Origin of the sequence: Mesoflavibacter profundi, assembly GCF_014764305.1 — a bacterium.
GTDB lineage: Bacteria > Bacteroidota > Bacteroidia > Flavobacteriales > Flavobacteriaceae > Mesoflavibacter > Mesoflavibacter profundi.
In genome coordinates, this window is sequence record NZ_CP061703.1 from 2,906,949 (window position 1) to 2,933,176 (window position 26,228).

22 protein-coding genes are annotated in these 26,228 nt (G+C 30.2%); 9 read left to right on the plus strand and 13 right to left on the minus strand.

Annotation, left to right across the window (positions count from 1 at the left end):
- Window positions 1–65 precede the first annotated feature (65 nt).
- Window positions 66–1,082 (minus strand): threonine aldolase family protein, encoded by a 1,017-nt coding sequence (locus tag IFB02_RS13055; protein ID WP_106688812.1) that lies wholly within the window; start codon window positions 1,080–1,082, stop codon window positions 66–68.
- A gap of 98 nt (window positions 1,083–1,180) precedes the next feature.
- Here IFB02_RS13055 and prfB point away from each other — a divergent pair.
- The 4 genes from prfB to IFB02_RS13075 all read left to right on the plus strand — a co-directional run bounded on the left by prfB (window position 1,181) and on the right by IFB02_RS13075 (window position 5,592).
- Window positions 1,181–2,291 (plus strand): peptide chain release factor 2 gene (prfB, locus tag IFB02_RS13060; protein WP_146131262.1). Its coding sequence is split into 2 segments (ribosomal slippage): window positions 1,181–1,243 and window positions 1,245–2,291, totalling 1,110 coding nucleotides; the frame shifts between segments, so codons are not numbered across the junction.
- A gap of 2 nt (window positions 2,292–2,293) precedes the next feature.
- A complete protein-coding gene (gene arsC, locus IFB02_RS13065) occupies window positions 2,294–2,635 on the plus strand; it encodes an arsenate reductase (glutaredoxin) (protein WP_106688813.1) in 342 nt (113 codons plus the stop codon).
- Between the two features lie 88 nt (window positions 2,636–2,723).
- Window positions 2,724–3,089 carry an ArsC/Spx/MgsR family protein gene (locus tag IFB02_RS13070; protein WP_106688814.1) on the plus strand — a complete coding sequence of 122 codons (366 nt, stop codon included), beginning with the start codon at window positions 2,724–2,726 and terminating at the stop codon, window positions 3,087–3,089.
- A 94-nt stretch (window positions 3,090–3,183) separates the two neighbouring features.
- Entirely contained in the window at window positions 3,184–5,592 is a 2,409-nt protein-coding gene (locus IFB02_RS13075) for a TonB-dependent receptor domain-containing protein (protein WP_106688815.1), read from the plus strand.
- Between the two features lie 169 nt (window positions 5,593–5,761).
- Here IFB02_RS13075 and IFB02_RS13080 read toward each other — a convergent pair whose 3' ends face one another.
- From IFB02_RS13080 to IFB02_RS13090, 3 genes are all read right to left on the minus strand, one after another.
- On the minus strand, window positions 5,762–5,932 hold the full coding sequence (locus tag IFB02_RS13080) for a hypothetical protein (RefSeq protein ID WP_165569201.1): 171 nt from the start codon (window positions 5,930–5,932) through the stop codon (window positions 5,762–5,764).
- A 104-nt stretch (window positions 5,933–6,036) separates the two neighbouring features.
- Window positions 6,037–7,626 (minus strand): sensor histidine kinase, encoded by a 1,590-nt coding sequence (locus tag IFB02_RS13085; RefSeq protein WP_106688816.1) that lies wholly within the window; start codon window positions 7,624–7,626, stop codon window positions 6,037–6,039.
- A gap of 31 nt (window positions 7,627–7,657) precedes the next feature.
- The gene (locus IFB02_RS13090; protein ID WP_106688817.1) at window positions 7,658–8,350 is read right to left on the minus strand and encodes a cyclase family protein; all 693 of its coding nucleotides are present in this window, start codon (window positions 8,348–8,350) and stop codon (window positions 7,658–7,660) included.
- Between the two features lie 187 nt (window positions 8,351–8,537).
- Here IFB02_RS13090 and fumC point away from each other — a divergent pair, with 187 nt between their 5' ends.
- Complete coding sequence (fumC, locus tag IFB02_RS13095) at window positions 8,538–9,935, plus strand: class II fumarate hydratase (protein WP_106688818.1); 1,398 nt, start codon at window positions 8,538–8,540, stop codon at window positions 9,933–9,935.
- Window positions 9,936–10,087: 152 nt separating this feature from the next.
- Here fumC and IFB02_RS13100 read toward each other — a convergent pair whose 3' ends face one another.
- A complete protein-coding gene (locus IFB02_RS13100; RefSeq protein WP_106688819.1) occupies window positions 10,088–10,681 on the minus strand; it encodes a Crp/Fnr family transcriptional regulator in 594 nt (197 codons plus the stop codon).
- A gap of 173 nt (window positions 10,682–10,854) precedes the next feature.
- Between IFB02_RS13100 and hutI the strand changes: the two genes are divergently transcribed.
- Entirely contained in the window at window positions 10,855–12,093 is a 1,239-nt protein-coding gene (gene hutI / locus IFB02_RS13105; protein WP_106688820.1) for an imidazolonepropionase, read from the plus strand.
- Window positions 12,094–12,147: 54 nt separating this feature from the next.
- On the opposite strand, the gene IFB02_RS13110 is transcribed toward hutI, so the two are convergent.
- Window positions 12,148–13,032, minus strand: coding sequence for a chromosome partitioning protein ParA (locus IFB02_RS13110; RefSeq protein WP_106688821.1), 885 nt, complete (start codon window positions 13,030–13,032; stop codon window positions 12,148–12,150).
- Window positions 13,033–13,133: 101 nt separating this feature from the next.
- Here IFB02_RS13110 and IFB02_RS13115 point away from each other — a divergent pair, with 101 nt between their 5' ends.
- Together IFB02_RS13115 and IFB02_RS13120 are read left to right on the plus strand one after the other, a co-directional pair.
- Window positions 13,134–14,159 carry a formimidoylglutamase gene (locus IFB02_RS13115; RefSeq protein ID WP_106688822.1) on the plus strand — a complete coding sequence of 342 codons (1,026 nt, stop codon included), beginning with the start codon at window positions 13,134–13,136 and terminating at the stop codon, window positions 14,157–14,159.
- 283 nt (window positions 14,160–14,442) lie between these two features.
- Window positions 14,443–14,916 (plus strand): GNAT family N-acetyltransferase, encoded by a 474-nt coding sequence (locus tag IFB02_RS13120; protein WP_106688823.1) that lies wholly within the window; start codon window positions 14,443–14,445, stop codon window positions 14,914–14,916.
- Between the two features lie 55 nt (window positions 14,917–14,971).
- Here the strand turns inward: IFB02_RS13120 and IFB02_RS13125 are convergent, their stop codons facing one another.
- Window positions 14,972–16,603, minus strand: a complete 1,632-nt coding sequence (locus IFB02_RS13125; RefSeq protein ID WP_106688824.1) for an isocitrate lyase — start codon at window positions 16,601–16,603, stop codon at window positions 14,972–14,974.
- Between the two features lie 72 nt (window positions 16,604–16,675).
- Window positions 16,676–18,274, minus strand: a complete 1,599-nt coding sequence (gene aceB / locus IFB02_RS13130) for a malate synthase A (RefSeq protein WP_106688825.1) — start codon at window positions 18,272–18,274, stop codon at window positions 16,676–16,678.
- Window positions 18,275–18,393: 119 nt separating this feature from the next.
- On the opposite strand from aceB, the gene IFB02_RS13135 reads away from it, so the two are divergent.
- Window positions 18,394–19,869, plus strand: coding sequence for a helix-turn-helix domain-containing protein (locus tag IFB02_RS13135; protein ID WP_106688826.1), 1,476 nt, complete (start codon window positions 18,394–18,396; stop codon window positions 19,867–19,869).
- Here the strand turns inward: IFB02_RS13135 and IFB02_RS13140 are convergent.
- The 5 genes from IFB02_RS13140 to IFB02_RS13160 form a co-directional block, all read right to left on the minus strand.
- Window positions 19,866–21,626, minus strand: a complete 1,761-nt coding sequence (locus IFB02_RS13140; protein ID WP_106688827.1) for a hypothetical protein — start codon at window positions 21,624–21,626, stop codon at window positions 19,866–19,868. The two genes, IFB02_RS13135 and IFB02_RS13140, sit on opposite strands and share 4 nt — an antisense overlap.
- A 38-nt stretch (window positions 21,627–21,664) precedes the next feature.
- Window positions 21,665–22,189 (minus strand): hypothetical protein, encoded by a 525-nt coding sequence (locus IFB02_RS13145; protein WP_106688828.1) that lies wholly within the window; start codon window positions 22,187–22,189, stop codon window positions 21,665–21,667.
- 74 nt (window positions 22,190–22,263) lie between these two features.
- The gene (locus IFB02_RS13150) at window positions 22,264–23,499 is read right to left on the minus strand and encodes a DUF6638 family protein (RefSeq protein WP_106688829.1); all 1,236 of its coding nucleotides are present in this window, start codon (window positions 23,497–23,499) and stop codon (window positions 22,264–22,266) included.
- Window positions 23,500–23,617: 118 nt separating this feature from the next.
- Entirely contained in the window at window positions 23,618–24,262 is a 645-nt protein-coding gene (locus IFB02_RS13155; RefSeq protein WP_106688830.1) for a hypothetical protein, read from the minus strand.
- 6 nt (window positions 24,263–24,268) lie between these two features.
- The gene (locus IFB02_RS13160) at window positions 24,269–26,227 is read right to left on the minus strand and encodes an AAA family ATPase (RefSeq protein WP_106688831.1); all 1,959 of its coding nucleotides are present in this window, start codon (window positions 26,225–26,227) and stop codon (window positions 24,269–24,271) included.
- Window position 26,228 lies beyond the last annotated feature (1 nt).

Sequence of the window (26,228 nt, forward strand, 5' to 3'; positions counted from 1 at the left end):
TATCGATAATCTGCTTTTTGTAATCCTTTTCTGCTTTTCTCCTTAACTTAATTTTGATTTAAAATTTACAAAGATTTAATCACTTTAGCAACTTTATCTATTTGATTTTCATTTACTTCAAGATGTGTCACCATTCTTAATTTGTTATTTCCCATATTAATTATTTGAATATCATTGTAAGAAAGTGATTTCATAAAGTGTTCGCTTGCTTTATCAAAAAGTTCAAATATGACTATATTTGTTTCTACTTTTTCTACCGTTTTAACACAATTAGATTCGTTTAAAATTTCACCTAAATACTTAGCTTTTTTATGATCTTCTTCTAACCTATTTAGATGATTATCTAATGCATAAATTCCTGCTGCTGCTAAGTAACCAACTTGTCGCATTCCGCCACCTAAAATCTTTCTAATTCTAATGGCGTTTTGCATAAATTTAGTATCGCCAACCAAAACAGAACCTATGGGACAACCTAAACCTTTACTCAAGCAAACCGATATGGTATCAAACGCTTGTCCATATTGCAATGCTGTTTCTTGTTTAGCTATCAAAGCATTCCATAATCTTGCTCCATCTAGATGAAATCCTAAATTATTAGTAGTACAAATGGATTTTATTTTTAAAATTTCATCAAAATCCCAACAAGCGCCACCACCTTTATTTGTAGTGTTTTCAATTTCTACCAATGTAGTTAACGGACTATGATAAAAATCTGGTGGATTAATTGCTTCTTCAACTTGTTTTGCTGTAAACATTCCGCGATTTCCGTCCAATAATTTGCAGGATACACCACTATTAAAAGAAGCGCCACCACCTTCATAATTATAAATATGCGCATATTTATCACAAATTACTTGATCTCCTGGATTAGTATGTAATTTTATTGCGGTTTGATTAGCCATAGTACCTGTTGGAAAAAACAACGCAGTTTCTTTACCAAACATTTTAGCCACTTTTTCTTCTAATTTATTTACTGTTAGATCTTCTTTATATACATCATCTCCAACTTGAGCTTGCATCATAAACTCTAACATTTCCTTTGTTGGTTTTGTAACCGTATCGCTTCTTAAATCAATTTTCATATTTATATTTTTAAACCTTAAAACTATAAAATATGTCTATAAATATTTTAGTTTAATGCTATTAATTATATTTTTGCTTATTAAATAATTTCATAGTTATGATTACTTCCGATCACATAAAAGATCTTAATAAACGCCTTGATGCTTTAAGGCAATATCTTTGACTTAGATGCTAAAAAAGTAGAGTTACACAACGAAGAAGAAAAAACTTTTGATCCTAACTTCTGGAACGATTCTCAAGCTGCAGAACTGATCATGAAATCCATTAGAGAGAAGAAAAAATGGATTGAAGATTTTAATACCTCTAAAACTTTTGTTGAAGATTTAGAAGTAATATTTGAATTTTACAAAGAAGAAGAAGCTACTTTAAAAGATGTAGAAGCTAGATTTAATAAAGCTAAAACAGCAATAGAAGATCTGGAATTTAAAAATATGCTTTCTGAAGAAGGAGATAGCCTAAGTGCTGTATTACAAATTACTGCTGGTGCTGGTGGAACAGAAAGTTGTGATTGGGCAAGTATGTTAATGCGAATGTATTTAATGTATGCTGAAAAAAATGGCTTCAAAGTAAAAGAGCTTAACTTTCAAGAAGGTGATGTAGCAGGTATCAAAACTGTAACCTTAGAAATTGAAGGTGATTTTGCTTTTGGTTGGTTAAAAGGAGAAAATGGAGTACATAGACTGGTTCGTATTTCACCTTTTGATAGTAATGCAAAACGCCATACCAGTTTTGCGTCTGTTTATGTTTATCCTTTAGTAGACGATTCTATCGAAATTGAAATTAACCCAGCAGATATAGAAATAGTTACCGCAAGATCAAGTGGTGCTGGAGGACAAAATGTAAATAAAGTTGAAACTAAAGTACAACTTACCCATAAACCAACAGGTATTCAAATATCATGCTCTGAGACTAGATCACAACATGATAACCGTGCAAGAGCTTTACAAATGCTTAAATCTCAATTATATGAAATTGAGCTACAAAAACAATTAGCTCAAAGAGAAGATATTGAAGCTAGCAAAATGAAAATAGAATGGGGAAGCCAAATTAGAAACTACGTCATGCATCCTTACAAATTAGTAAAGGATGTAAGAACAAGTCATGAAACTGGAAATGTAGATGCTGTAATGGATGGCTATATAGAACCTTTTTTAAAGTCTTACCTAATGATGATGGGGCAACAAACAGAAGACACAAACAAGCTTTAAATATGACAACAATTTATCATAATCCTAGATGCAGAAAATCTAGAGAAGGATTACAAATATTAGAAAATTCGGGAATTAATTTTAAAGTAATCAAATACCTAGAAGACAAGCTAACTGAAGAGGAATTAACACACATAATTTCACTTCTTGATATTAAACCAATAGAGTTAGTTAGAAAAAACGAAAGTATTTGGAAAACAGACTTTAAAGACAAGCAATTATCTGACAAACAAATAATTAAAGCTATGATAGATAACCCAAAGCTAATAGAAAGGCCTATTGTAGTTTCTAATAATAAAGCAATAATTGGACGACCACCAGAAAATGTTAAAAAAATTATTTAACTTGTACACGCTATAAATTAATAAATTAACCAACAAAATGAATTAAAAGATTAGTAGCAAACCCTCAAAAAAATTTCCCTTAGCCTAAATGATAGTAATATATCACAACCCAGAGTCTAAACACTCTAACAAATGTCTTGAGATACTAGAAACAAGTAAACATGATCATCAAATCATTAAATACCAAGACAAACCATTAGATAAAGAAAAGCTTAATAAAATTATTAAGTTATTAAATGTCACTCCAGAAGAACTTATAAGAAAAGACAGTAAAATTTGGAAGGATCATTTTGAACATTTACAAGAAGACGGTCACACTTTTGATCATGAAGAACTTGTAGAGATCATGGTAGAATATCAAGAAATTATAGAACGACCAATAGTTATTAATGGCGAAAAAGCAGTAATTGGTAAACCTGCCAAACGTATTTTTGATATTTTTCCTAAAGTTTAATACATTAACATACTTTAGTTTTATTTAACAAAGCTTTAACCAATATAGGTTAAACCTGTATCTACTTTTGCAGTCTTAGTACAAAAATCTAACAATGACTCAAAAATTAATTAATAGTTTTATACTATTATTCGCAGCGCTTTCCTTTGCGCAAACCAAAGAATTAACAGTTACAGGTAAAATAGTTGAAGACGGTTCTAATTTTCCTTTAGAATATGCAACCGTTGTATTTAAAGATGTAAATAATCCAAGTAGTATTACTGGTGGCATTACAGATGCTAATGGTAATTATAACGTTAATGTATCTAAAGGAACGTACTCTATTTCTTTTGAATATATTGGATTTAAAACCTTCACAGTTAATAATAAAACTATTAACCAAAATACAGATTTAGGCACTACTACTCTATCTGTAGATGCCGAAGCTTTAGATGAAGTAGAAATTGTTGCAGAAAAAACTACTGTAGACATTAGACTTGATAAAAAAATCTACAACGTAGGAAAAGACCTAACCGTAAGAGGCGGAACGGTAAGTGACGTTTTAGATAATGTTCCTTCTGTATCTGTAGATGTAGAAGGTAATGTAGCGTTAAGAGGTAACGATAATGTAAGAATATTAATTAATGGTAAACCATCTGGATTAGTTGGCTTAAATTCTACAGACGCTTTAAGACAATTACCTGCAGAATCTATAGAAAAAGTTGAAGTTATCACGTCGCCTTCTGCTAGATACGATGCTGAAGGTACTGGTGGAATTTTAAATATTATTTTAAAACGAAGCAAATTAGAAGGTCTTAATGGTGCAATTTCTACTAATGTTGGATATAATCCTACAGCTGGAATTAACGGTAACATTAATTTTAGAACAGGAAACATCAATATTTTTAATACTACAGGATTCAGTTACCGCGAAAGTCCAGGAAATTCATTTACATCTACTCAATACGCATCTTCTGGTAATTTTTTAGATGAAACCAATGATTTTGAAAGAGTTCGCAAAGGTTTAACTACAAACTTTGGCGTAGAATGGTACATTAACGATAGTGCATCTTTAACAACATCTTTAGTGTATGGAGACAGAAATAACGAACGTAATACACTAAATCTTTTAGAACAATTTGATAGCAATCGTAATTTATTATCAACAACTACACGTTTAGATCCAGAATTAGAAGATGATAAAAGCATACAATATGCTTTAAATTTTCAGAAAAACTTTAAAGAAAGTGGTCATGTATTAACGTTTGATTTTCAATATGAAGACAATCAAGAAGACGAAAACAGCTTAGTACAAGTTGACAATGTAGTTTCAGAACGTGTTGCTACATTAGAAGACCAAAATCGTATTTTACTTCAAACAGATTATGTATTACCAATTGGAGAGAATAGTCAATTTGAAGCTGGTTATAGAGGTAATTTTAACAATACTGCAACAGATTATATAGTAGACACTTTAAACGTAAACACTAATCAATTTGATACTAATAGAGATTTATCTAACTTATTAAATTTTAGAGAGTATTTAAATGCTGTTTACACACAATACGGTAGTAAATTTGGCAAGTTTTCGTTTTTATTAGGATTACGATTAGAAAACACTCAAATTACAATAGACCAACCAACATCGGGTAGTTTTAATAAGAAAAACTACACAGGACTGTTTCCTACAGTTAACTTAAATTACGAGATTACAGACAGAGAAAATATTACATTAGGTTATGCAAGACGTTTAAGAAGACCAAGAGGTTTCTTTTTAAATCCATTTCCTTCAAGATCTAGTATTACCAACATATTCCAAGGTAACCCAAATTTAGATCCAAGTTACTCTGGACAATTTGATTTAGGCTATTTAAAACGTTGGAATAAATTTACTTTTAATACATCTGCTTATTATTCTCATGCTACAGATGGTTTTAGCTTTGTAAGTTTTGATACAGGAGAAACTGTAAACGTAAATGGTGAAGAATTAGCAGTAATTAACAGAACACCAATTAACCTTGCTACCGAAGATCGTTATGGTTTTGAATTTACTTTAACCTACAATCCATCTAAAAAATGGAGAATAAACGGTAACTTTAATTTCTTTCAAAATGAAACTAAAGGAACAACTCCTAATGGATTATCATTAGATAATACAAACAATAGCTGGTTTGCAAGAATAAGCAATAAATACACGTTACCAGGAAGTATAGATTGGCAAACTAATATAAATTATAGAGGACCAAATGCAGATGCGCAAAACGAATCTGAAGGTATTTTATCTGCAAATTTAGCCTTTAGTAAAGATTTATTTAACGAGCGCGCATCTATAGCATTAAATGTAAATGATGTCTTTAATAGCCGAATTAGAAAAACTGAAACTACTACTCCAACCTACAATGCTTACAGCGAATTTCAATGGAGAGAACGTAGTTTTAATCTATCGTTCACTTACAGATTTAATCAGCAGAAAAAACGTGCACAACGTAATGATTATGGTGGTGATGAAGAATTTGAAGGCTAACATATTATCTAGTGATTTACTATTTAAAAAAGGGTTTATAAAATTTTATAAACCCTTTTTTAATGAAATCATTTTTTAAATAATTTCTACTTTAAAGTTGAAAACAAAAAAAGGTAAACTCTAAAAAAATAGAATTTACCTTTAAAATATTGTTTAAAAAAGCTTAAGCTTATCCTCTTTTAGCCTTTTTTTCTTCTTTAATTTCCTTTAAACGCTCAATTAAACTTCCTCCAATCCAATAAGGAACTACAAAAGTGATTAAAAAAATCATTAACCAAAAGCCTATGGTTAAGATAGTTAAAAATGCTAAAAAGCCTAAATATTGGTCAAATTCGAACATGATTACGTTTAATTTCTTGTTTGTTATTAATGCAAAGATACTTATAACCTTTTTTTAAAACAACAGTAAGTTAAAAATTATTAACAGAGTTGTTAAGAATTATTTTAGTTGACATGATATTGCTTAAAATAAATAGTAAATCTGCTTTTATTTTTGTGGTCATTAACCAATTGACCATTTAGTTGATCTGTTAAAATATACATTAATTGAAATCCTAAAGATTCTGAATTTTCTATATCAAAATCTTCAGGAATACCTTCGCCATTATCATCATAATCCAATTTATAAAACTCATCTTCTTTAGTTATGCTTAGATAAAGCGTGTTTTCTTGATTAATTTTAAAGGCATGTTTGTAAGAATTTGTAATTAATTCGTTTATAATTAATCCTAAGTAAGATGTCGTTTCGGCATCAAAAATTAAGGTGTCATCTACCAATAATGTTTTACTTAAAATAATGTTTTTATCGGCAATAGTTTGTTCTACAAACTCAATTAATTCTGTAATGTAATCTTTTATTTTAACGTCTTTTAAAGATGTACTTCCATAAAGTTTTTCGTGTACCAAAGCCATAGAGTTTATTCTATTTTTACTTTGATCTAATGCAGATATTACTTTTTTATCCTCAGATTCTTCTTGTTGTAAAGTTAAAATACCGGATATCATTTGCATATTATTTTTTACCCTATGATGTATCTCTTTAATAAGCGTTTCTATCTTTGTTAAGTTATTTTCTAAGTCTTTATTTTTAGAGAGAATTTTTAAATTAGCTTGACTAAGTTCACTATTTAAAGTTTTATTTTTTCTGTATTGATAAAAGGAAATTAACACTAAAAAAGAAATTAATATATACCAAAAATAACCAATAACATTTAGTAAAATACTTGTTTTTGGTCTATCCTTGTAAGCACTACCTATTTTTAGGTTAAGGTTAAATAATCTAACATTAGAGTACACAAATTGATTGTCGTTAACCTCATAATTCTTATAGTATTCTGCATCTCTATTTTTATTATATGATGTTGTACCATCATATAGTACTTCTCTAGTTAAATCTATACTATCATTAACAATAAATTTATGTATGTATTTATCATTATTAGGACCGTTATAAAAGTTATCTAAAAGGTATTTAACATTTATAATTGGTGCCATATAACCTAATACTTCATCTTGATTATTTTTAACAGAAAAATTAAAAGGAAATCCAACCCAACCTTCTCTTAAATTAATTGGATCAAACAAAGTAATTTTATCATGTTGCATTAACATATCAAGCTCTTTGATTATTTTTTCACTTCTAAAATCTTTAACAGAAAGTCCTTTTAAGTTAGCATCGTCAATACTATGAGGAGTAATTACATATTTAAACACATGATTTTTATCGATGTAATTAACAATAATCGAGTCTTTAAAGTTTAATTCCTTTAATAAATCTTTTAAATAGTTTTGCAACTCTAATTCTGAAGGAAATTGAGCCGAATTTTTTACATGACTTCTTAAAGAAGACACCAACGCTGCATAAACTTTTATAGTAGATTTTGAGTTAATAACAGCATCTGAATGTGCTTTTAACAATCTATCCTCTATTCGTTTCTCTTCTAATTGATAATTAGAAACCAGCAACTTATTTAAAAATACTCCTGCAACAATTATCACAAGAATAATTAGTATATATGTTTTATTAAATTTCATTTTTGCTATTAATCAATTGTAAGTGTAAAAACTATTCAAAAACTGCAACAGCTCTTACAGGAGAACCTGTTCCGCCTCTAATTTTTAGAGGCAAACCAATAAACCTAAACCTTCCTTTTCCTATTAGTTTGTGTAGATTTATCATATTTTCATAATGTGTAAAACCTAGTTCTCCACAAATATGGTGTACTTCTTTATTAGATACCTTAGGTATTCCAGGAGACATCGTTTCTACACCAAAAGCAGCAATACCTTGTTCGCCTAACCAACGTGCAGCTTTTACAGACAATCCAGGACCATCAGACCAAAATTGTGTATTAAAATATTGCCTATAATGATTGGTATATAAAAGTACAGTATCGTTTTTTTTGATGGTTAATTTATGCAAATTACAGGCTTCAATAAGATCCTCTACTTCAATTAGTTCTTTTAATGTTTTATAAGAAAGATCTAAACAAATTCCTTTGGTATAAAACATAGATAAAGGCATTTTATCTATAGACTGTCCTTCATAAATTTTTGCCATATGGTTAATAGCATCTACATGTGTTCCTGTATGCTCACCAAGTTCTAATTTATGTACAGCTGGTGTTTTCTCTATAGGATTTTTAATTCCGTCCCATTCTTCATGACTATTATGCACACTCATTTTTACTTGAGGTAAGTCTTTATAGACAGGCATACCTTCATAAATTTCTTGACTTAAGTCAATAATTTTAGTCATTTTAAATCTAATTTAAAATAGTTTAATACTATAATATGTAAGTGGTTTAAGGGAATTTTTAAATAGAAATGCTAAGTAAAAGTAATTAATTTAAATAATCTAATAAATTAACACATAAACCAGTGTTAGATTATAAAAATACTTCCAAATTTTGTAATTTCGCGCTTCAAATCATACAACGTTTACAATGGAATACAGAATAGAAAAAGATACAATGGGAGAAGTTAAAGTGCCTGCAGACAAACTTTGGGGCGCACAAACAGAACGCTCTCGTAATAATTTTAAAATTGGTGCAGCTGCATCTATGCCTTTAGAAATTGTTTACGGTTTTGCTTACCTTAAAAAAGCTGCTGCTTACACTAACTGCGAACTTGGTGTTTTACCAGTAGAAAAACGCGATTTAATCGCTAAAGTTTGTGACGAAATTTTAGAAGGAAAACACGACGATCAATTTCCTTTAGTTATATGGCAAACTGGTTCTGGTACGCAATCTAATATGAATGTTAACGAGGTTATTGCTAACCGTGCACATCAATTAGCTGGAAAAACTATTGGTGAAGGCGAAAAAACTATTCAACCAAACGACGATGTAAATAAATCTCAGTCGTCTAACGATACGTTTCCAACAGGTATGCATATCGCAGCTTACACAAAAATTGTAAAAACAACAATTCCTGGTGTTAAGCAATTAAGGGATACATTAAAGAAAAAATCTGAAGAGTTTAAAAATGTTGTAAAAATTGGTCGTACACACCTTATGGATGCAACACCTTTAACTTTAGGTCAAGAATTTTCTGGATACGTATCGCAATTAGATCACGGTTTAAAAGCTTTAGAAAACACTTTAGATCATCTAAAAGAATTAGCTTTAGGTGGAACTGCTGTAGGAACAGGTTTAAATACGCCTAAAGGCTATTCTAAACGTGTCGCAGAATTTATAGCAGAATTTACAGGTTTACCTTTTATTACTGCTCCTAATAAATTTGAAGCTTTAGCTGCTCACGATGCAATTGTAGAAAGTCATGGCGCATTAAAACAACTTGCAGTGTCTTTAAATAAAATAGCTAACGATATTCGTATGATGGCTTCTGGTCCAAGATCTGGTATTGGAGAGATTATTATACCAGCTAATGAGCCTGGAAGTTCTATCATGCCTGGTAAAGTTAACCCAACACAATGCGAGGCTTTAACTATGGTTTGTGCACAAGTTATGGGTAACGATGTTGCTGTAACTGTTGGTGGTACACAAGGACATTACGAGCTTAATGTTTTTAAACCTATGATGGCTGCTAACATTTTACAATCTGCACAACTTATTGGTGATGCGTGTGTAAGTTTTGATGTAAATTGTGCTTCTGGTATAGAGCCAAACCATACTGTAATTAAAGAATTACTAAATAATTCTTTAATGTTAGTAACCGCTTTAAATACTAAAATTGGATATTATAAAGCTGCCGAAATTGCAAATACAGCACATAAAAACGGTACAACGTTAAAAGAAGAAGCTATTAATTTAGGTTACGTAAGTGCAGAAGATTATGACGAATGGGTTAAACCAGAAGACATGGTTGGAAGCTTAAAGTAATAATTTTCAAAATATTAAAATAAAAAAACCCGTTTTTATAAAACGGGTTTTTTGTTTTCTAGTTAGTTATTAATATGTATCAAATTGGACATAATAATGTATAAACAATATTAATATAACTGCTTTAAAAACACATTAACATATGTTAATAATTATAACTTGGCTCTAATCCTGCTTAACTGTACTGGTGTTATACTTAAGTAAGATGCAATTTGGTATTGTGGTATCAAATTATCAATATTAGGTATTTGTTTACGCAAACTTAAATAACGTTGCGTAGCATTCATACTTAATAATTCTTTATGCTTCACATCATTCTGACAAATTAGATATTCCATAAAATGAGAATGAAATCTAAACAAATCACAATTTTTATCTCTAAGTTTTAAATAATCAAAATAATCTAACTCAAAAAGCTCACAATCGGTTAAGGTTTCATAAAGACAATCTGATTTAACCTGATTAATTAAAGCATTAAAGGAAGCAAATATATCTAAGGGTTTAAAAAATGTTTTGGTAATTTCTTTACCATTTTCTAGTCTAAAATAGGATCTGCAATACCCTTTTAAAATAACGTAAATTTTAGTAGGTACTACTCCAACATCGTCTAATACAATTCCAGATTTTACCGATTTAACTTTAGAAACTTCTACAATTTCAGCAAAAGATTCATCAGAAATTTCAGAAAAAGTTCGTACTCTAGACATTACATCTTCTAGACTATAAGATTCTTTTTTTTCAAACATAAAAAGGGATTTGTTTGATTATTCTTTACACACTTGCTAAAAGTATCATTAATATTTTAGAATTAGTCTATTTTAATGTAAAAAATAGAAAAAAGTTAATTTGTAAGTATTAAAAATGTCTTCTGTTCAATTTATTTATATTTGAAATTATTTATTCAACCAAAAAACAACTCATGTCTATATTAATTACAAATATTAAATCCTTAGTACAAGTTAGAGAAAATTGTCCGTCATTTTTAGCTGGTAAAGACATGAAAACAATACCTGTTATAGAAAATGCCTATGTATTAGTAGATAATGATACGATTGTAGATTATGGTAAAATGGATGACATTAATGGCTTAACAGCAGATCAAATAATAGATGCGACTGGTAGAATTGTTTTGCCAACTTGGTGCGATTCTCATACACATATCGTGTATGCTGGAAATAGAGAACAAGAATTTGTAGATAGAATAAATGGCTTGTCTTATGAGGAAATTGCAAATCGTGGTGGCGGAATTTTAAACAGCGCTAAAACGTTACAAAACACTTCTGAAGAAGATTTATACAATCAATCCATAAATCGACTGAAATCTGTAATAAAATTAGGTACAGGCGCAATAGAAATTAAATCTGGATATGGATTAACTACAGATGCAGAATTAAAAATGCTTCGTGTAATAAAGAAAATAAAACAAGATTTTCCTGTAAAAGTAAAAGCTACATTTTTAGGTGCACATGCTTTACCTTTAGAATTTAAAGACAATAAACAAGGTTATTTAGACTTGATTATTAATGAAATACTACCTAAAATAGCTAAGGAAAATTTAGCCGATTACATTGATGTTTTTTGCGAAAAAGGATATTTTGATTTAGAGGATACACTACAAATTATTAACGCTGGAAAGCAATATCATCTACCAGCAAAAATACATGTTAACCAATTTAATGCTATTGGCGGTGTTGCTTTATCTACAAAACACAACGCTGTAAGCGTAGATCATCTTGAAGTAATTACAGAAGAAGATATTACTGCTCTTAAAAATAGCCAAACAATGCCTGTTGCTTTACCGTCTTGTTCTTATTTTTTAAGTATACCATATACGCCTGCAAGACAACTTATTGATGCAGGTTTACCTCTTGCTTTGGCTACAGATTATAATCCTGGATCTACTCCAAGTGGTAATATGAATTTTGTAATTAGTACTGCTTGTATTAAAATGAAAATGACGCCTGAAGAAGCTATTAATGCAGCAACAATTAATGGCGCGTTTGCAATGGGTATTAGTAATGAATATGGAAGTATTACTAAAGGTAAAAAAGCAAATCTAATTATAACTAAAGCTATACCAAGTTATAATTATTTACCATATTCATTTGGAGAAAATAATATTGAAACTGTAATTATTAACGGTAAAATTTTTGCATAAAAAAACCCAAAACTAGTTTGGGTTTTTTATCGTGGAATAATTAACTAATACAGTTTATTTTAAAGTAAATTCTGAATTTGATACCAGCTCTTTACCGTTAAAAACGTTTACTTTATAACGACCTTTTTCAAAATCTTCTCCAGTATTATTTTTAACAAACTCGCATACGTCTAAGTTTTTGTTTTCGTAATTAAATTTACTAATTACACTGTAATTTAAACTCTGGTCACCAAAACTAACTTGTTGATTTAAACCTAAAATGTTATTCTTAGGATCTATCACCTGTACATATAATTCTTTATCACCAGATTGTACTAACTTGTTTTTTGCAACAGTATAGCAAACTCTAATTTTATCACTTCTTCTAGCGCGTTCTGTAGGAATTAATTTTCCGTTACTACGCTCTATCACACCAAATCCTTTTAAATTGGCTGTAGTTAATACAGCAGCGTTTTCCATTACTTCAGCTAAAGCAGTGTTTTGAATCACTAAAGAATCATTAAACATTCTACCTTCTTCTAATTGTACTTTGGTGCTATCTAAAGTAGTTGCTAATTGCATGTTTTCTACTTTTAATCTATCGTTTTCAGCTAAAAGCACATCCATTTCTTCTTGTAAAGCAAGATATTTTTGTTTGTATCTCCATAAACTTTTCACGTTAGTTTCAGAAGTTTTTAAAGAGTCTATCAATCCTTGAATACGCTCTCTTGCTTCTACTAAATTTTGATTAGTTACTTCGCTTTCACTTAATGCTAAATCATATTTTGCTTTCATTGCATTAAGATTTTCCATCACATCATTTTTTTCAGATGTTAATTGTTGTTCTGTTTCCTGTTTGTCTTGATACAATGAAGATGTATAAACAGCTGTTCCTATAAATAAGGCAATTGCTATACCTAATGCTACTTTTAATCCTGTACTTGCTGGGTTATTTGCCATAGTTAAAATTGTTTTTAAAATGAAACGTTAATTCTTTTTTTTGTTTTTAAACATTAAGGATAATTATCTTAATTTTATTCTGCAAAACTTATAAAAAGTAAATGGAAAAACTAATTTTATTTAATAAAACCGACTTAGACACTGTACTTTCTAAACGCATTGGTGAAACAAAATTTGGAGAACAAATTAAATTATTACCCGATGTTACTTCTATATACGATGCAATTAAAAAAATAGACGTTAACTATGTTATTTTTGGTATTCCGGAAGATATCGGCGTGTTTTCAAATAACGGTAAATCAGGTACTTACACTGCTTTTGACGCTACAATTAAAATTTTGTTAAATACACAAAATAACGATTTAAATAATGCAGATAAAGTCTTATTACTTGGTCATTTAGATTTTACAGAAGAATTAAAACAGGTAAAACAACTTGATCAAAATTTAGAAAAAGATATTGAAAAAGCTAGAAAAATAGTTTCTACTATAGATAAAGAAGTTTCTTATTTAGTCCAATTAATTGTTAGCGCTGGTAAAATTCCAATTGCTATTGGTGGCGGACACAATAATGCTTACGGATTAATTAAAGGGACAAGCCTTGCCTTAAAAAGCCCAATAAACGCAGTAAATTTTGATGCTCATACAGATTTTAGAGCATTAGAAGGTAGACATAGCGGTAATGGTTTTAGTTATTGTTTTGAAGAAGGTTTTTTAAAAAAATATTTTGTTTTTGGTCTTCATGAAAACTATACGTCAAAATCTATTTTTGATGTTTTTAATGAAAACAAAAAACTGGATTTTGTAACTTATGAAGCTATCGAAGTCACTAATAAAATCACGTTTAAAAACGCATTAAAACAAGCAAAACAACACATTTGCGGTACTAATTATGGAATTGAAATAGATTGCGATGCTATAATTAACACAGCAAGTAGCGCGAAAACGTCTAGCGGATTTTCTGTAAAACAAACAAGACAGTTTTTACACTATTTTGGTAAACGTAAAAACGTAAAATATTTGCATATTTGCGAGGCTATTGCTACCAAAAAAAATAAAACTGAAATTGGTAAACTAATCACGTATTTAATCACAGATTTTATAAAATCCAGAACAATTAATGACTAAACTTAAGCTAGAATATTTAAGACTTATACTTACGTTTATAATATTTATATTTATTGTAACAAATCTATTTTTTTACATCAATCAGGTAAATAGCAATTGGTTTAATTCCTTATCAAAAATAGTATTTATACCTAGTTTAATACTAATTATTTGTATTCCCATTTGGATGATTATAGACTTAATTAGAAAAAAAATTGAAGATAAATCTATCTTTAACTTAACCTTCTTTATTGTATTTGTTTCTATTTTACTTTATGGATTTGCTTTAATTTATTTAAACTAAATGAAAACAGATTTACAAATTATACCTTTTAAAAAACCATATAGTACGGATTTTTATAAACTAAATAAAGAATGGTTAGAAACCTATTTTTATGTAGAACCTTTAGATGAAGACGTTTTAAGCCAACCTGAAAAGTATATTATTAACAAAGGTGGTTATATCTTTTTTGCAAAATTAAACGATACAATAGTTGGTACATATGCTTTTATGCCATTAAAAGACATTGATGGATTTGAATTAACTAAAATGGCTGTTTTACCAGAAATGAGAGGTCAAAAAATAGGACATAAATTATTAGAACATGCTATAAATTTTGCTAGAGAAAATAAGTTTAAAAGCTTATTACTTTATTCTAACAGATCGTTAGAAAACGCCATTTATTTGTATAAAAAAATTGGTTTTAAAGAGGTAAAACTAGAACCAAATACACCTTACAAAAGAGCAGATATTAAAATGGAATTTAATATGAATTAAATAAAAAAAGCACTCTACTTTTAGAGTGCTTTTTCAATTAAAACTAACAAATTAATTAAGCAACAACGCTTATAGTATTTTCCTCTTTTTTAACCTGTTTTTTAGTTTCAAATTGATTTGAAGTATTTTTTGCGCCACCAGCTTTTAAAGCATTATCTCCTGCAAAAAATGTTTTATGGTCGTCTCCTAAATCAGATCCAGCCATACGTTGGTGTTTTACACAAGCTACACCTTTACGTATTTCTTGTCTTTGCACATCTTTAACGTAAGCTAACATACCATCTTTACCAAAATACCCTTTAGTTAAATCGTTCATGTGTAACGCTGTAGTATGATACGTAGGTAATGTTATTAAGTGATGAAAAACGCCTGCTTCTCGAGCTGCATCTATCTGAAACGTTTTAATTTTTTGATCTGCTCTAAACGATAATTCGGTATTATCATATTCTGCATCCATTAAATTATTACGGTCATAAGCAGTCATGTTTTCGCCTTCGGCTAACATCTCTTCATAGACTTGATTTCTAAAGTTTAACGTCCAATTAAACGATGGTGAATTATTGTAAACTAATTTAGCATTAGGCACAACATCTTTAACACGATTTACCATATGTGCTATTTGCTTTACGTTTGGTGTTGGCGTTTCTATCCATAAAAGATCTGCGCCATTTTGTAAGCTTGTTATACAATCTAGCACTACTCTATCTATATTAGAGCCTTCTTTAAATTTATACAATCCGTTGGCTAATCGTACAGGTTTTACTAATTGTCCGTTTCGTTTTAACAATACTTCATTTTCGGTTACGTCTTCAATATTAACTGGATTTGCATCTACAAACTCTAAATATTTAGATGCCAAATCGCCTTTTGTTTTACTTACCGGAAGCTTTTGTGTTAATCCTGCACCTTCAGAATCTGTTCTGGCTACAATAATCCCATCATCAACTCCAAGCTCTAAAAATGCATATCTAACCGCATTTAATTTTGCAATAAAATCTTCATGTGGTACAGTTACTTTTCCATCTTGATGACCGCATTGTTTGGCATCAGACACTTGGTTTTCAATCTGTATCGCACATGCACCAGCTTGAATCATTTTTTTTGCTAATAAATATGTTGCTTCTTCATTACCAAAACCAGCATCTATATCTGCTATAATTGGTACGATATGCGTTTGAAAATTATCTATTTGATCTTGTACATCTTCGCCTAATTCTAAACGTCTAAATAAATCGTTTAATTCTATTGCATCTGCTTGACGTAAAAAATCATAAATCTCTGCAATTAAAGCAGGAACTGCTGTTTTTTCGTGCATAGATTGATCTGGTAATGGTCCAAATTCTGAACGTAATGCAGCTACCATCCAACCCGATAAGTATAAGTATCTTTTATTTGTCGTATTATGATGTTTTTTTACAGCAATCATTTTTTGCTGTGCCACAAAACCATGCCAACAACCTAAAGACTGTGTGTAATTTGAAGCATCTGCATCATATTCTGCCATATCTTTTCGCATAATAGCTGCAGTATATTTTGCAATATCTAAACCTGTTTTAAACTGATTTTGAAATCTCATTCTTGCGCCATTTTGTGCCGAAATTGCTTCCCAAGTTGTACCAAATTTTGCTTTTAAATCTTGTATTGTTTGTAAAGCAGAATTGTAATTAGTATCAAATAAATTTTTCATAATTTTGTAATAGTTATTTATTATTAATAATTGGATCCTGTTGATTGTTGCCGCAATCGCAGGATCATTTTTTTATAAGTATTTATAAGCTGGTAATGTTAAAAACTCTTCAAATTCGGTAGCAGTTACCAAAGATTTAAATAACGATATCGCTAATTCAAATTTTGTATTTTTAATAGCATCGTCTCCTATTTCTGTGATCAATTTTTCAACTTCATCATCAAAAATATCAGTAAATAATTGGTTGTTAAATACACGTCCATCTTCAAGAGTTACTTCATTTTTTAACCATTGCCAAACTTGAGTTCTAGAGATTTCTGCTGTAGCTGCATCTTCCATTAAATTATATAGCGCAACTGCACCAAAACCACGTAGCCAAGCTTCGATATAAAGAATACCAACGTTAATATTTTTTCTTATTCCTGCTTCGGTTACAGTTCCTTTTGGGATTTCTACTAAATCTTCTTCTGTTATAGTAATATCATCTCTTGTAACATGAAGTTGATTTGGCGTTTTCATGTATTTATCAAATTCATTCATTGCTACTTCTACCAATGCTGGATGTGCTACCCAAGTCCCATCGTGACCATTTTTTACTTCGCGTTCTTTGTCTTTTCTTACTTTTTCTAACGCTGTTTTATTAGCTGATTCGTTATTTTTTATAGGAATTTGCGCCGCCATTCCGCCAATTGCTAAAATGCCTCTTTTATGACATCTTTGGATTACTAATTTTGAATAAGCGTCCATAAATGGCGACGTCATTGTTACTTGATCGCGATTTGGAACAACAAAATTTGGATGATTTCTAAACTTTTTGATGTATGAAAAAATGTAATCCCAACGTCCGCAATTAAGTCCGACAATATGATCTTTTAACTCGTAAATAATTTCATCTAACTGAAAACTAGCCGTAATAGTTTCGATTAAAACCGTTGCTTTAAATGTGCCAACTGGAACATTTAAATAGTTTTCGGCAAAGGTAAAAACCTCATTCCACCAACGCGCTTCTAAATAATGTTCTAATTTTGGTAGATAAAAGTATGGCGCTGTTCCGTTTTCTAACATAGTTTTTGCGTTATGGAACACATATAAACCAAAATCTAATAAACTTCCAGACGCTTCTTGATCATTAAATAAAAGATGTCTTTCGTTTAAATGCAATCCTCTTGGACGCACTAATAATACTGCTGTTTGATCGTTTAATTTATAGGTTTTATCGCGTTTGCTATCGTGTAAAATAATAGACTTATTATTTGCATCTAATAAGTTTTGTTGACCTTCGATTGAGTTTTTCCAACTTGGCGCATTACTATCTTCTAGATCTGCCATAAAGGTTTTTGCACCAGAGTTTAATGCATTAATAATCATCTTTCTATCTACTGGACCAGTGATTTCTACGCGTCTATCTTGTAAATCTTCCGGAATTGCATTTGCTGTCCAATCACCTTCTCTTATGGCTTTAGTTTCTCTAGGAAATTCTGGAAATTTACCTTGATCAAACACCTTTTGTTGTTCTACACGTCTTGATAATAATTGTAATCTATTAGAATTAAACTTTTCGTGTAAAGCAGAAAGAAACTCTAAAGCTTCATCGGTTAAAATTTCTGGGTAATACTGTTTTACCGCTTTAGAAAATTGTACTGTTGGTAATTTTAATGTGCTGTATTCCATGACGTTTTGTATTTATAAAGCAATATTAAAACAAACTTTTGAAAAAAACAAGCGAACGTTCGCTGTTTTTATTTATTCGCTAAAAAATAATATTCGCAAAATTAATTATATTTGCTATTATGGAAGAAGATTATATTAAGTTAATTTTTGGCTTAAAGCTAAAGCAGATAAGAACTGACAGGAATTTATCCCTATTTGGATTATCTAAATTATCTGGGTTATCAAAATCGTATTTAAACGAAATTGAAAAAGGAAAAAAATATCCTAAACCTGATAAAATTGCAATATTATCTGAAAAATTAGATGTGCCTTACGATCAATTTGTATCCTTAAAATTGGATAAAAATTTGGCACCAATTGGTGATATCTTAAAGTCGAAGATTTTAAAGGAAATTCCGTTAGATTTATTTGGAATAAAAGAAAGTAACTTAATAGAAATTATTGCCAATGCACCAGCAAAAGTTAATGCTTTTATAAGTACAATTATAGAAATAGCGCAGCATTACAGCTTTAGTAAAGAAAGTTTTTATTTGGCGTCTGTAAGATCTTTTCAAGAAGCAAACAACAATTATTTTGAAGATTTAGAGCAAAGCGTAATTAAGTTTGCAGAAGCGTATCAATTGGATTTAAAAGCTAATATTTCGTCTTTAGAATTAGAAGAAATTTTAGTTGAAGAATATGGCTATACCATTAATAATAAAGAATTAGAAAATTATAAAGAATTAGATAATTTAAGATCTATTTTTATTCCTAAAACAAAAACGTTGTTAGTGGCTAATCATATAGATGAAGCGCAACGTACCTTTATTTATGCTAAAGAAATTGCATATAATTATTTGAATTATAAAGAGCGATTATATACGTTTTCCTGGATTAAATTCGAGAATTTTGATCAAGTATTAAATAACTTTTACGCATCTTATTTTGCTGGTTCGTTAATTTTACCACAAGAATTACTTACCAATCAAGTAGAAAAACTATTTAAGAAAAAAACCTTTGACGAAAAGCAATTTGTGCAAATTGCACAATCGTTTAACGCTTCGCCAGAATCTTTTTATCAGCGTTTAACCAATATTTTACCTAAAGATTTTAATATTCAGAATTTATTTTTCTTACGTTTTATACATAAAAAAAATAGTCCAAACTTTTACTTAACCAAAGAGCTGCATTTATCACATCAACATTCGCCTCATGCTAACGAAACTAACGAACATTATTGCAGACGTTGGATGTCTTTAAAGGTGTTAAAAGACATTGTAGATACAAACGACAAACATGTGTTTAATTTACAAATCTCTAATTATCCAGATAGTAACCAATCGTATTTAGTATTGTCTTCTGCAACCAAAGATCCGTTTAAAACCGATCAATATAGAAGCGTTAGTATAGGATTATTAATAAACCAACAATTAAAAAGAAAGCTTAACTTTTTAGAAGACAAAAAAATTGAAACCTTTAATGTTGGTGTTACTTGCGAGCGTTGTGCGATTAAAGATTGTAAAGAGCGAATGGTACCATCTAAACTATTAGATCGTCAACAACGAAATCTAAAAATAGAGACCGTTGTTAACGATATTTTTAAACAGTTTAGTTAGTTTTCTAAAGCTTTTAAAGAGTCAAGTTCGCGTTGTAAACGTTCTACTTCACTTTGTTGTCTAGCTTTTTTAATAGAATCTATCTGTGCTTTAAGTTCTTCTACAGTCAAGTCTTTGTTTGAAGGATTAGTTAATGTAGAATCTATGGAAACAACTTTATCCTCTATATCACTTAAAGCGTCTAACATTGTATTATCCTCTTGAAAATAATTGCCAATACCTTCGCTAGCACGCCAAGCTTCGTTTAACTGATTATAAACTGTTTTATCCCATTGACTTGGATGTTTTGCATCAATCCAAACTACATCACGATATTCGCTATCAATTAAAGCTAAATCTGGTGTTGCAGAACCATCAAACTGTGCATTATCTTTTTTAATTGAAGAAATAGTACCTAAAAAGAACATGCGTTTTCTACCAGCTATTTCTTTTATATACGGTCTAAATTCTACAGGTTTATTTACAGACCAATCGTATTCTTTTCTTGATTCTATTACTTTTAAAGGCATTGCAGAAACACCTGCATAACCTTGTTTTTTACTAGCATGATCGTAGTAAAATAGTTTTTCTGTTCCATCTGCAGGCACAAAAACACTGTACGTTAAACTGGTACGCTCATCGCCTACTGGTTCTAAACCAAACCAATGGTATAATCCACTATACGCGTCTTTATTACTTTCAGAAAAATCAAAATCGGTTACAAATGGTTGTTGGTTTTGATCGTCTGGTAAAACAGGAATTTTTACAGCTGTTTCCATATTCCATGGTAATGGATCACTAAATCCACCAAGAAATTTTAAAGATTCTGCTTGTAAACGCGATACTCTTTCGGCAAGCGTATTTTGACGTGTTAAAAATGGATAGTTTTTCATTTGATCTGGAGCTACAAATGTTCCTTTTCCTATAAATACACGCTCTAAATAATCGTTAAAATCATGTTCTCCGTTTTCAATAATCATAACGCCACCAAAAGTTGGATACGGGAAGAAAAATCCTTTCCATTTAATTAAACTAACTACTTCTACCCAATGTCCGCTATCATCTTTCATGTAATACGTATCACTTGGTTCGTAATTAAATAACATCCAAGGATTAAAACGTTGTACTACAGCATTGTATGTGTTTCGGCTAAATTTTAAAGATTCTCCTATGGAAAAGGTGACAGGAATTCGGTTTTCATTTGAAAAACGAGGAAAAGGCGATGTGCTTGGTACTGCAAACACTTCTTCTGTGTTATCACTTATACCTTGCCAAACGTATTTTTCGGTTGGTTGAATTGCCATAGTCCATTTATTTTCTCCATCAACTCTAACTAAATGTGGTAACGAAACGTCTTTGGTTTCGCCAACACTTTCATTAGCCATAGAAAAAATATTACGTAATGGTTGTATACGTTCGTTTTGTGTTAGCGGTAACTCATTGATTTCAACTCTATTTAAATTATTAAAAACGTTATACGTTTTCATATAATCGTAAAGTTGTAAGTGCCAACCTAACACGTAAAGCAGACCGAAAAAGGCTACTAAAATTCCTAAAATACCAAGTCGTGTTCCTGTTGAAGCAGATTTTCGGAATTTTCTAAGTCCGAAAAATAAAACAACACCACTAAGTAATATGATGAAAATATACTTTCTAAAAAACAGTAAAGCCGGTTGATAATCGTCTCTTAAAAAAAACAGAATTCCAACTATTATTAGTGCTACAATAGTGACTATTGCTTTTTGTTTTCCGCCTTTATTCCAATAATTTTTTATCATGTTTAAATAATTCTTTTGTAAAAAAAAGTCAGTTTTAATTACATTAACCCTTTATCTTTTAAGCGTTCGCGTGCGCTTTTTTCTTCTTTTTTAGGTGTTTCTTTTATTTCTTCTTTTGCTTCTTCAACAACTTTTGTGTCTTTGGTTTTTAAATCGTCTATAAACTTTTTTCCTTTGTTTATACTTTCGTTTAAAACATCTTCAAAAGATTCGCTTTTTTCACCAATTACGTCACTAGATTTAAGTATAAAATTAGCTAAATACGTACCAATTAATGTACCTACAATTGCAGACACAAACCATTGTACTAAAGATGCTGAAATTGGTAAAACAAATTGAACAACGACTATTGAAACCAAAAATATTAAGGTAATGTAGACCAATCTTAACAGAAAGTTTTGCTGATAAATGAAGCCTTTTTTGCTATCTGATTTCATCTGTAAATCTTTAGAATACATTAGTTTATTAAAAAATCGATAGACTTTATTGCTTTTGGATTCTCTCCAATACAATAAAATTCCGAATAAAATTGAAGCTACGAATATGATGAGTTCTAGTGTCATGTTGTTAAGGTTGAAGGTTTAGATTCCGCATCAAGTGCGGAATAACAAGTTTATACTAAATTAGTCTATAATTTTTAAATATTGTTACTAATTGTCTCAATCACCCAATCTTTAAATGATTCATCCCAAGTGGCATATTGTTTATAAAATTCGTCTTTATCATACCAAAACAAGAATAAAACGTCTTTTGGCGCTATGTTAATTAATAACTTCCAAATTAAGTCTTGTTGCGTTACAGGTAAAGACGAATGTGGCGTATGCAAAGCATTAAAAACACCTATATCTACCAAATCGTGTATTTTATATTGATTGCTAATTTCAAGTTTTTCAAGGTATAATTCTACACCCATAATTTTTTTTCTAGTATCAATATCAAGTCTGTTTAAATAGCTTTTAAATAACACATTATCATTAAGAATTTGCTTAATTGGATGTTGCGTATCTTTTAGTGACATAGCAAATTCCATTTTTTTAATACGTTGGTATCGATCTGTGTTTAGTGCAGCTTCTAAATCGTATTCTACAATAATATGATCTCGTAATTTTTCTATTAATTCTGGTTGATTAATATGAAAAATCATGACATCATGTATGGTATCTTTTATAGCCTCTTTGTACCATTTTAAATTTTCAAAAACTACTATTGGTGATATAAAATCTCTAAGCACATAAACGCCACCAAAAGCTTTGGTGTAAAACGAATCTGTTTCATATTGAAGACTGTGCAAACTTAAATCTCGGTTACGTAAATCGCCATGTTTTTTAGCCGATTCTAATAATTGCTGATGAATACTTTCATCTATAAAATTATTGTCTTTTTTAAAGATTTCAATAAGTTGTTCTTGTTCTTTTTGAGCTTTATTTAAATTATCTATTAAATGAAAATTGATACTTACTTTATCATATTTTAAAACATCTAATGGCTCATAAAACGCATCTATATTTTGATCAAAATCTAGGCAAATGGCACTATCGCGAGTAATATCATTTATTTTATCACCATGTATTCTAAAGACTTGCTGCATCATTTCTTTATCAAACGTGTGAAACGGAGAATACACAGGTTTACCTTTTTGTAAAGGCGAAATAATGATGGCATGCGGATTAGCTTCTCCATTATTTAAATACATAGTCGAGCCTTTTTCTTCGGCTATTTCTGGACTATAACCAACGCCATCAATAAAAAATGAAGTTAATTTTGTTGGCGTAAAACCAAGCTTAACTAGGCATTTATTATAACGCTCCACTAACTTTCCGCTAACGGGAATTAATTCACTTCTATATAAATTGGCTTGTTTTAGTTTTTGCATTTCATTATTAGTTGAAAGTTTAAAGTTGTAAAGTTATAAGTTTGAATCGCCTTGTTAAACAAATAATAATTTCACTTTAAAACTCTTTTACTTTTTATACTATTTGCTTGTTTTCAATTTATTCCTTTTTGTCTTTAGAAGGTAATTTCTTTATTACTTTAATATTGCCTTCAATAGGAGAAATTTGAACATCTTTATTGTCTTGCGTAGCATAAAAAACATATAAACTGTTTTTTCCTAAGATTTTTACGTCTTTAGCTTCTCCATCTTCAAACACGATTTGATGTGTGTATTTATAATCTTGAGTTTCTAAACGTTCTTTACTTTTATATCCGCCACCTAATCCAAATCCTAAAAACATACAAATTAGCATCATTAATATAAAAGGAATTACTGCATACTTTTTATTTAAGCTTTTAAGCACCTTATCTAATTTTTCTTTCTTTTTTCCAGATTGATACTTTTCTTTTCTTGAAAGTTTTACATAATACCATTGTAAAAGTTTAAAATATCCAATCATTAATGGTATTAATACTGCTAAAATAACAGGCATAAGCCAATGCGAACTTATCACAGCCAACGGACTTAATAACACATCTAAAACCGATGTATATTCAAAAATATTTACACCTAACAATCCATAAAATATAGCTTGATTAGCTACACCTAAAACTAATAAAAACAAATAGCCAATAGACATATAATCTTGGATACTGTAATTAGTTACACTTTGCTCTGTTGTTTCAATCTTAGCTGTTTCCATGATTTATTACGATTTATCAAACTGTTTTCTTGCTTCCATTTCAATATTTAACTGATTAACTCTTCCTTCTACTTGACGTTTAAAATCGGTATCTGCAATAGTAGCAACGTTATCTAAATAACGTACGACTTCTTGTCGTCTAATTTCTGAAAAATCTAAACCTTTCATATTGGCTTTCATTAATTCTTGAAGCATCGCAAACTTGGTATCGTAATCTTTTTTGAAATAAATCTCTGGATTTTCAAACCAGCTTTCTTCTAAATCAAAATCTGTTAAACGTAATGAGATTGCGCTTTGTATATTTCTAACATCTCTAGAAGAGAAAAACGGAAATATCTTCTGAATTTCTTTATACAACGTTGCATAAAACAAATGATCTGTTGTTTTATGTTGCTTTTCGGCAATATCATAAGCTTCTAAAACACGTTGTTCTGTTGGTTTGTTAGATACGTTTAAAATTTCACCCATATTTTTAGCCAAACCTTGATCTTGTAAATAAGTATAATTTGCAGGATTTTGCATGTTTACAAAGTCGGGCATTGTCTTTTCAAACTTACGCCACCATAAATGATCTTGATCTAAAAAGTCGTGTTCTGTACGTGCTCCATCAATTTTAAAACGTCCTTGCACACGAGAGATTACGGCTTTATCCAACATTTCTGGTAAGTTGGTAAACAAACCTATAGAACTGTTCCCATAATTAACCGCATAAGCACCTTCTGTATAACGTAAAAAGACACCAATAACTTCTTTTACACCAGCCGAAACACCTTGTGCTGTACGCTCTTGCAAGTTATTTTCGGCATCATCAATTGGTGCAAAAATTAATTTTGTTGGATCTTGTAAAGGTTTCATCCAGTCTACCATTTTCTCAGCAGATCCACCTTGAAACGTACTTATTAACGTATCTGGCATTGGATGAAACAAAAACGGAATATCTAAATTATCACAATGTTCTTTTAAACGTGTTGCTATTGCGGCAATAAGCATACTTTTTCCTGTTCCTGGAATACCGTAACCCATAAAGACTGGCATGAATCCGCCTAATTCTTGAAACGGATTTTTCTGTGCTTGAAAATCGTAGCTTAACATTCTTTCTGTTAAACGACGTGCAAAGTGTTTAGCATCTCTGTTACCTACAATTTGCTCGAATTTAATTTTATTAAACTCGACACTTTTTGCAGTGCCTTGAAACGTGTTTTCCCAACCAGAAATAGCAAAATCACTGTTTTCTAACTTGTATGTTCTATCTACAATCGTTTCGGTGTATTCTAAACTGCTTCGTCTTAAATTAATTTCGCCAATTACAGCTTCAAAAAATACCGCTGTAAAATCGGCTACATCTTTATCAGATTTGATTATATCTGGATGCGCTAAATATTTATCATAGTAAAATAATGTACACGAAATTCCTTTTAATGGCGATAGTAAAGACACTTCAGGGATACCTGCAAACTTCTGTTTCATCACACTTAAATCGTCTGACGCATATGGTTTTATTTGATGCAGAATATAATACGATGTTGCAAATAGCATAAACGCTGTTGCGGTTTGCATTTTGCTTTCGTATTCGCGTTTTCCGCTACTATCTAATGCCGATTTACGCTCGTTTAAACTTGACAAACCAGATGCATCGTAATAGCTATCTTTTATCCACGTTCCTAAAGTAATACCTTCTTGAACAGCATATAACGTCTGGTTAAGATGAATTGGAATTGCAATACTATCTGGCAACAAACGCTTTTTAAGCGCTAAAATGGTTTTTGAAACTGATGTTACAGAAACTGAAGAACCATTATTGGCACGAGACAGATACAATAAAATAGACTCGTCTTTAGCATCTTTATCTCTGTTTTTTGCACGCGCGCCTTGCTCCCAACTTACACTTTTTAAGTAAGATGAAGCTTCATCGCGCAAGACATCTAGTTCTGATTTTTTTATAGGAAATGTGGAATTGTGTTCCATT

Coding starts and splice junctions, on each gene's coding strand:
- IFB02_RS13055 (WP_106688812.1), bottom strand. CDS start 1,082: ATGAAAATTGATTTAAGAAGCGATACGGTTACAAAACCAACAAAGGAA.
- arsC (WP_106688813.1), top strand. CDS start 2,294: ATGACAACAATTTATCATAATCCTAGATGCAGAAAATCTAGAGAAGGA.
- IFB02_RS13070 (WP_106688814.1), top strand. CDS start 2,724: ATGATAGTAATATATCACAACCCAGAGTCTAAACACTCTAACAAATGT.
- IFB02_RS13075 (WP_106688815.1), top strand. CDS start 3,184: ATGACTCAAAAATTAATTAATAGTTTTATACTATTATTCGCAGCGCTT.
- IFB02_RS13080 (WP_165569201.1), bottom strand. CDS start 5,932: ATGTTCGAATTTGACCAATATTTAGGCTTTTTAGCATTTTTAACTATC.
- IFB02_RS13085 (WP_106688816.1), bottom strand. CDS start 7,626: ATGAAATTTAATAAAACATATATACTAATTATTCTTGTGATAATTGTT.
- IFB02_RS13090 (WP_106688817.1), bottom strand. CDS start 8,350: ATGACTAAAATTATTGACTTAAGTCAAGAAATTTATGAAGGTATGCCT.
- fumC (WP_106688818.1), top strand. CDS start 8,538: ATGGAATACAGAATAGAAAAAGATACAATGGGAGAAGTTAAAGTGCCT.
- IFB02_RS13100 (WP_106688819.1), bottom strand. CDS start 10,681: ATGTTTGAAAAAAAAGAATCTTATAGTCTAGAAGATGTAATGTCTAGA.
- hutI (WP_106688820.1), top strand. CDS start 10,855: ATGTCTATATTAATTACAAATATTAAATCCTTAGTACAAGTTAGAGAA.
- IFB02_RS13110 (WP_106688821.1), bottom strand. CDS start 13,032: ATGGCAAATAACCCAGCAAGTACAGGATTAAAAGTAGCATTAGGTATA.
- IFB02_RS13115 (WP_106688822.1), top strand. CDS start 13,134: ATGGAAAAACTAATTTTATTTAATAAAACCGACTTAGACACTGTACTT.
- IFB02_RS13120 (WP_106688823.1), top strand. CDS start 14,443: ATGAAAACAGATTTACAAATTATACCTTTTAAAAAACCATATAGTACG.
- IFB02_RS13125 (WP_106688824.1), bottom strand. CDS start 16,603: ATGAAAAATTTATTTGATACTAATTACAATTCTGCTTTACAAACAATA.
- aceB (WP_106688825.1), bottom strand. CDS start 18,274: ATGGAATACAGCACATTAAAATTACCAACAGTACAATTTTCTAAAGCG.
- IFB02_RS13135 (WP_106688826.1), top strand. CDS start 18,394: ATGGAAGAAGATTATATTAAGTTAATTTTTGGCTTAAAGCTAAAGCAG.
- IFB02_RS13140 (WP_106688827.1), bottom strand. CDS start 21,626: ATGATAAAAAATTATTGGAATAAAGGCGGAAAACAAAAAGCAATAGTC.
- IFB02_RS13145 (WP_106688828.1), bottom strand. CDS start 22,189: ATGACACTAGAACTCATCATATTCGTAGCTTCAATTTTATTCGGAATT.
- IFB02_RS13150 (WP_106688829.1), bottom strand. CDS start 23,499: ATGCAAAAACTAAAACAAGCCAATTTATATAGAAGTGAATTAATTCCC.
- IFB02_RS13155 (WP_106688830.1), bottom strand. CDS start 24,262: ATGGAAACAGCTAAGATTGAAACAACAGAGCAAAGTGTAACTAATTAC.
- IFB02_RS13160 (WP_106688831.1), bottom strand. CDS start 26,227: ATGGAACACAATTCCACATTTCCTATAAAAAAATCAGAACTAGATGTC.